Source organism: Nostoc sp. FACHB-152 (assembly GCF_014697475.1).
Lineage (GTDB): Bacteria > Cyanobacteriota > Cyanobacteriia > Cyanobacteriales > Nostocaceae > Nostoc_B.
Map to the genome: position 1 here is coordinate 21,221 of NZ_JACJRV010000084.1, position 6,499 is coordinate 27,719.

Consider the following 6,499-nt stretch of genomic DNA (forward strand, 5'->3'; position numbering starts at 1 on the left):
AATATTAATATGAAAACACTGAATTTTAAGCTATATCAACACAAAAGAAATAGACACCTCAAACGCATGATAAATGCTGCCGGGGTAATCTACAATCATTGCATTGCTCTACACAAACGCTACTACAGAATGTGGGGCAAGCACTTGAGTTGTGCAAAACTTCAGTCTCATATTGCCAAATTGAGAAAACGTAATCCATTCTGGCAAACCGTAGGTTCTCAAGCAGTACAAGATATTTGTCAACGCATAGAGAAAGCTTACCAATTGTTTTTTAAACATAACAAGAAAGGAGTTAAACCACCAGGATTTAAGAAAGTTAAAAAATACAAATCATTCAGTTTAAAACAAGCTGGTTATAAGTTTTTGGGAGGCAATAGGGTAAAAATAGGTCAGCAAGTATATCAGTTTTGGAAGTCTAGAGAGATAGAAGGAACAGTCAAAACATTAACCATAAAACGTACACCGTTGGGTGAATTATTTATGGTTGTGGTGGTTGATAATTGTGCTGAGTCAGAAACCAAGTCCACGACTGGTAAAATAGCGGGTTTTGATTTTGGACTTAAGACATTTCTCACTTGCTCAGATGGTACTAAAATTGAGTCACCCCAATTTTTTAAGCAGTCCCTCAACGCCATCAAAGTAGCCAGCAGACAGCATTCCAAAAAATTAAAAGGCTCAATCAATCGTGAAAGAGCCAGAAAAAATTTAGTACGCAGATACGAAGATATTTCTCATCGTCGGCGTGATTGGTTTTGGAAATTGGCGCATCATTTGACTGATAAGTTTGATGTGCTATGTTTTGAAACACTCAACCTCAAAGGAATGCAACGTCTTTGGGGTAGAAAAATATCAGACTTGGCATTTGGTGAGTTTCTACAAATTCTAGAATGGGTTGCCAAAAAGAAGAAAAAGAGGGTTGTTTTCATCGACCAATGGTATCCCAGTAGTAAGACCTGTTCGCACTGTGGACAGATTTTAGAAAGTCTTGATTTGTCTATCAGAGAATGGCGTTGTTCGGGTTGTCAGTCAGTGAACGGAAGGGATGAAAACGCCGCACTCAATATTCAAATGGTTGGGGCATCAACCATTGGGTTAGGCGATGTAAGTCGGTTTGAAACTGCATTTGCTGTTTGAGCCTAGAATACCCACCATTGAATGGTGGGGAGTATGTCAAGAAAAACAAAATATGTTTAACTGCGGGCCTGAAGAAGAATACGATAATTTGGTTTACTTTGAGTATGGTGTATTGAGACGAAGATCAGGTGAAAATTTATGAATCATCAACAGCAAAATAATAATTCTCAGGTGAATGAGCCAGTAACAACCCAAGAAGCTATAGATTTACTTTTTGGTGAAGGATGGCTCGATGAGGCTGTTCGTATCGAAGATGAAGCCAATTGCACTATTGGTGCTGGTTTGGATTGGGGTAATGCACTACCACCTTTAATGCTTAACCTTCCTTTATTTGGTCGCCTATCAACGCTGCGTGTATCTCTTAACCGTGAAATCAGACTAATAATTGAAACATGGGATTTAGGTGTAGGTACTTCTTCAGCAATAGAGACTGCAAGGGGACGCATTAAAGAACGGTTGCTATCTCCTGCGCCTGAGCTATTACCTTACTTAGAAACCACCCTGCTGCAAGATGATTTATACGGTGAAGAGTTTATATCTAACCGCGAAGCTCTCAAATCGCTACTTGCAGTACTTCTTACTGATTCTGATAGAGCAGAAATTGCAGAGACAGCTGCTAATTCAATACGCGCACAAGTTATGTCGCAGGTAAATTTTTCCGAAAAACTTTCTGCTTAAATACTTAATATAAGAACAACAATACTATATTAAATTAAATCAAATTCATTAAAGGGGCAACCGCAAGAGTAATAGGTACTCCAGTAACGCGCAAGCCGAACCTAATTATTAAAATCATTGTGTTGACAGATTCTTGCTCCCAGCAGCAAAAGCGTGGTTGAGATGACTGTAAAAATTGCCTACCAACTTGACAAATGGCTTCAATCGAAGTGGCAAAGAGATACGCGATTCTACACCTTAACCCTTTGCCAAAACCTATTTGGAGAATGGACGATCACTAAAACTTGGGGCAGTGCCATATATAGAGGATTTGGCAAGTCAAAAGATTTAGATTGTCCTGATTATCAAGCCGCGTTAATAACTTACTACAAGCTCCAAGAGCGAAGAGAAAAGCGAGGGTATAAAAGAGTTGACCTATAGTCAAGATATTGATGAATCTTTAGCTAGTCGCCATGAAAGTAGTTCATAACCTGATAAAAATTTATCATTGCTGACTCTAACCAAAATTTCTCCTTGCTGTACTGGTAAATATTTTTTGTAACATCCTGACAGAAACCTCTCTCGGTAGCCTGACGATACCAAAGTTCAAAATCATCCTCAACAAGAGTAATCGCCCATTCTACCTTGACCATTTCCTACGTTGTAGAATTTAATTTAGAGAAATCACCAATAATTATAACTGGAGTTTAGACTAAGCAGCAAAAAATGACCCAGGAAGGCTGAGTTGAAAATAAATAGGCTTCAGACATAAAAATCGACAATCTTAAGCAGATTCTGATTGTTGCTTGCGTGGCTTAGTTGTAGTTTTTCTAACAACAGGATAACGAATTCTACGTTGTCGGGGTTGTCCGGTCTTCCAGCCTGGGGACTTTCCACGGGGTTTGGGCGGACGGGCAGGAGTACCAATCGTCGCTAAAATACTCTCCATTGCTTGGGCAACCCTTCCTGGAGTCAAACTAACCAATAACTTTTGCCAAGGTAGAGGGTTATCTGCAACGATATCACGCCCTAACCACAATTCCCAAGTCATGATGGGCATTAAATCACTCCAACGCTCACATTGCTTAGGAGAACTGAGTTTGGGGAGAGTCCAGTGTAGACGTTGCTTCAAAAATCGATACCAGTGGTCAACAGTAAAACGACGCAGATAAAGTTGCCAAACTTCTTCTAAAGGCGGCATTTGTTCTCCAAGCCAAGCCAACCACAAAGGTTTTGAAACTCTCAAAGTTCCTTGCTCATTCAAACGTTCAACCCGAATCAAGGACATCGAACGTGTAGCGCATGAGCGAAAGTGTAAATTTGACCACAAGCTCACCTTGATGCGTCCTAATTTGGCATGGTTTACTTCTATAGTTTGAGTGGCGTGACTCCATGTCGAAGCATCATTCAACTTAAATTTATCACCATGCTTTCTCGGTCGTCCCTTGCCAGAATATGGTGGCGGTGCGCCCCATAAACATAAGTTTGAACGCAAACGCACAAGAATATCTGCTTTGATGTCAGCTGTTTTCAACACGAAAGGGGCGCAGCCGTACTCACTATCCCAAACCGAAATTGGTCTGGTTGGTAAATTTTCACAAACTTGTTGTAGTTGCCATACTGCTTTCTGGATTGGGCTTTCCCAACTAGTAATTCGCTCATGTCTTAACGGTAATGCCCAACTGCCCGAACTCTCCGGTATCCAAGCAATGGTGCTATAACCCTGACCAACAGTAATTGGTTTGTCTCCCCCCATTGAAACACTGCTGTGTTCAATCGTCCTTTCCTGTAAAGTTACTGCATCTGGGCGTGACCAAGCTGTGTGGTCGCCAGCCAGCAATGGGCGACCCTGTTGTGGCATCTGTTTGATGTATAACTGCATCAATTTTTGTCGCTGTGGTCTACTATCTTGTAATGCTTCATAAATACTTGACCACTTGCGTCTAAATGCTGGTGATAGTGATAAATCTGCCAAACTGTAAGCGTTTCGCGTCAGCAATATTGCATCCATCAGTTCAAACGTGGCATCATGCGCTCTTCCTAAATAACTGTACGCTGCTTGACGAAATTCCTCTAATTTGGCACGTTTCATATTGGCAGATGAGAATTGGTGGTTCTTTTCTCAGATTCTGCTAATAGGGGGCCTGTGTTCAAGCACACCCCCTATTTTTCTTTGATTGCCTGGCATTTAGTCTAAACTCCAGTTATAAGAAGGGGAAAATTAATTTTCTCCCTTAATCATCAGAACTATAACAAGCACTAACGTGCAACTTCATTAGATGAATTGAAGTTGTATAGAGATGAAAACTGTTATAAAGTCTAACCCAAAAAAGGCACAAAAATCCCCAAAATCTACATTGCAGACTCAACAAGTTAGCAGCTTTTTAGATGAGGCAGATTACTACGACTACGAAGCAGAATTGGCACAAGAAAAGTCAGACTACTATCACTTGCAGTACGGGTACTAAATTTAATCTACTTTCAAGCATCAACTCTTCCTAGTCAACAACTAGTAGCAGGTAGCTGCTACTGGTTTTTTATATCAAAAAGTAAATCATGACTCAAGCAATCGAACGCGAAATCAATCAACTCACGCTAAAAGAGTTAAGCTTAGATGCTGCTAAACTCTGGTCACAGATAGAAGAAGCAAGCGAGTTAGGCGAAGAAGGTAAAGTAGAACAACTCGTACAAGAACTTATGGGTGTTCAAGATGGTATCGAAACCAAAATTGATGCGATCGCCTGGGTAGTTGACCAGTTAAATCTTGACCTTGAAACCTGGGAAGAAAGAAAAGTGCGAGTAGCCGAACTCCACGACCAGGTAATCTCACGTCGTAAAACTCAACTTGAACAAATCAAGCGTACCCTGATCCATCTACACGAGATTGGATTAATCAGTGACAAAAATATTGGTAAGGAAAGGGTAATTGAAATCAGGGATAACCCGCCCAAAGTCGCTAACTTACTAGTAGAGGTAGATGATCAAGAATTTCCTGATGAATTTAGGGTTATTAAGTACCAAGCTAATAATAAGGCAATTCTTGAAGCCTATAAATCTGGTAAAGATATTAGCGATGTTGCTGAGATAACTATTGGGAAACAGGTACGGTTTAAGGTGCAATCAGCTACTAAGGGGCGCAACAAGAAAAACCACAACTAATGGCATACGCCTCAACCATGTAAATCAAACATAGGTATATCCCATCATTTTACAAATAAATTATCAAATGGTTAAGAGTCAAATCTTAATCATTTTTATTTTTTTAACAACTATACTTCAATTTTAAAGTTATTAAAAAAATCATCAAAACTTTGCTTAGATTTAAAGCCAATGAAGATATAATCGGTAAAACAGTAAATATCAATTTTAGCAGCAGTAATTATGTGCCGGACTAGGTACAAACATCGTTACGATAGGTTAGTATATTTAACCTTCTGTGATGTGGTTCAGTAGGTAATTGCAATTGATTATGTATTTCCTAATTTCTAACTATCAAGATGATAACTCAAACTAGCCTTAAGTTTAACCTTAAAGTATGCAATCATCATAAATAAAAATTAAATATTAGCTATCGGGAGATATCTTCAAATGTCATATCATCAAAATCGAAGTATAGTTATCCGTAACGCTATTATCAACAGTTTGTTTATTATTTGGTGTTTAGTTTGGCGTACTGGTTTGGGGCTAACCTTTTTCATCATCTATGCTTCCCTTGGCTACATATATAACTGGCCATTCTACCTTCCCATTTCGATTATTTTGGGATTTATCCCTTGGGGCTGGAAAGTGCAAGAAGAAAGAAGGATTAGAGAAGAAGAACAAAAAGTGAGGAATTTGAAAAATCAAATTGGGGATGGTTTTATCTATGCCAGAGCCGAATCAAATGTCGAGATAAATTACAGGGGAGTTATCTTCCTAAAATCAGTATTTGGTCTATTTGTTAGCGGATTTTTGGGAATGATACTTGGCTGGAAAGCTATTTTGAATATGATACTACAGTTAGTTGATAATATTAGAACAGTTGTTAGATATATGTAGAGTGACATCTTTATCTAAGCAAACCAAGCCCAAGATATTTCATCACTGTTACACCATTGATTTATTCTCGGATCTTTACTTCAGAGTAAATTTACACAAGCTCACGCTTTGATATCAATAGAAAGCTGGTATACCGCTTCATTAAATAGCCAGTTACTAATTATATCAACAGGAGTTAAAACAATGGAATTAGCACAGTATATGCTAACAGGGCTTCTCTACATTCTTATTTACGGATTTTCTACTCTCTTCATTTTTCAATTCTTGCTAGAGATATCTATCGCTTTTGAAAAGCACTGCAACTGCACTACATTTATAAAACCCACTGTAAGTAAAATCGAAAACTTAACTGATAAATCCAAAGTTCGGATATCCAACAAAAATCAAGTATCTACCAACAAACATATCACTGTTCAACAGTTAAGGAAAACATGCTCACAAGCTGGAATAAAATGGAGTTACGCTATCCAAGTATCTAAAACAGGCAAGAAACGACATCTCAATCGAGAAGAAATGTTAATAGCTCTAAGCCAGATTAAGCAGTCAGCATAATAAAAATATAAACTGATCAATACCGTTGCCAAAATAAGAGCATGAAGAGGTAGGGCGTTTCGTAGTAGAGTTGTTGTCTCTCACAACGACAACTCAAAAACCACTAGTCGCCCATGCC

General features: G+C 38.8%; 9 protein-coding genes. 7 read left to right on the forward strand and 2 right to left on the reverse strand.

Translation table 11 applies throughout. From position 1 onward, the window contains the following. Nucleotides 1-9: 9 nt before the first annotated feature. The 3 genes from H6G76_RS30870 to H6G76_RS30880 all read left to right on the forward strand — a co-directional run bounded on the left by H6G76_RS30870 (nucleotide 10) and on the right by H6G76_RS30880 (nucleotide 2,232). Entirely contained in the window at nucleotides 10-1,134 is a 1,125-nt protein-coding gene (locus tag H6G76_RS30870; RefSeq protein ID WP_190709459.1) for an RNA-guided endonuclease TnpB family protein, read from the forward strand. Between the two features lie 138 nt (nucleotides 1,135-1,272). Continuing rightward, nucleotides 1,273-1,812 (forward strand): hypothetical protein, encoded by a 540-nt coding sequence (locus H6G76_RS30875; RefSeq protein WP_190709461.1) that lies wholly within the window; start codon nucleotides 1,273-1,275, stop codon nucleotides 1,810-1,812. Nucleotides 1,813-1,974: 162 nt separating this feature from the next. Beyond that, the gene (locus tag H6G76_RS30880) at nucleotides 1,975-2,232 is read left to right on the forward strand and encodes a WGR domain-containing protein (RefSeq protein ID WP_041457383.1); all 258 of its coding nucleotides are present in this window, start codon (nucleotides 1,975-1,977) and stop codon (nucleotides 2,230-2,232) included. 23 nt (nucleotides 2,233-2,255) lie between these two features. Here H6G76_RS30880 and H6G76_RS30885 read toward each other — a convergent pair whose 3' ends face one another. Both H6G76_RS30885 and H6G76_RS30890 read right to left on the reverse strand, forming a co-directional pair. Next, nucleotides 2,256-2,444 carry a hypothetical protein gene (locus H6G76_RS30885; protein WP_190709463.1) on the reverse strand — a complete coding sequence of 63 codons (189 nt, stop codon included), beginning with the start codon at nucleotides 2,442-2,444 and terminating at the stop codon, nucleotides 2,256-2,258. A 131-nt stretch (nucleotides 2,445-2,575) separates the two neighbouring features. Further along, complete coding sequence (locus H6G76_RS30890) at nucleotides 2,576-3,883, reverse strand: NF041680 family putative transposase (RefSeq protein WP_190709465.1); 1,308 nt, start codon at nucleotides 3,881-3,883, stop codon at nucleotides 2,576-2,578. A 208-nt stretch (nucleotides 3,884-4,091) separates the two neighbouring features. On the opposite strand from H6G76_RS30890, the gene H6G76_RS30895 reads away from it, so the two are divergent. From H6G76_RS30895 to H6G76_RS30910, 4 genes are all read left to right on the forward strand, one after another. After that, nucleotides 4,092-4,259, forward strand: coding sequence for a hypothetical protein (locus H6G76_RS30895; RefSeq protein WP_190709467.1), 168 nt, complete (start codon nucleotides 4,092-4,094; stop codon nucleotides 4,257-4,259). An 88-nt stretch (nucleotides 4,260-4,347) separates the two neighbouring features. Then, entirely contained in the window at nucleotides 4,348-4,950 is a 603-nt protein-coding gene (locus H6G76_RS30900) for a siphovirus Gp157 family protein (protein WP_190709469.1), read from the forward strand. A 429-nt stretch (nucleotides 4,951-5,379) separates the two neighbouring features. Next, nucleotides 5,380-5,829 (forward strand): hypothetical protein, encoded by a 450-nt coding sequence (locus H6G76_RS30905; RefSeq protein ID WP_190709471.1) that lies wholly within the window; start codon nucleotides 5,380-5,382, stop codon nucleotides 5,827-5,829. A gap of 183 nt (nucleotides 5,830-6,012) precedes the next feature. Then, nucleotides 6,013-6,381, forward strand: a complete 369-nt coding sequence (locus H6G76_RS30910; protein ID WP_190709473.1) for a hypothetical protein — start codon at nucleotides 6,013-6,015, stop codon at nucleotides 6,379-6,381. The last annotated feature ends 118 nt before the right edge of the window (nucleotides 6,382-6,499 follow it).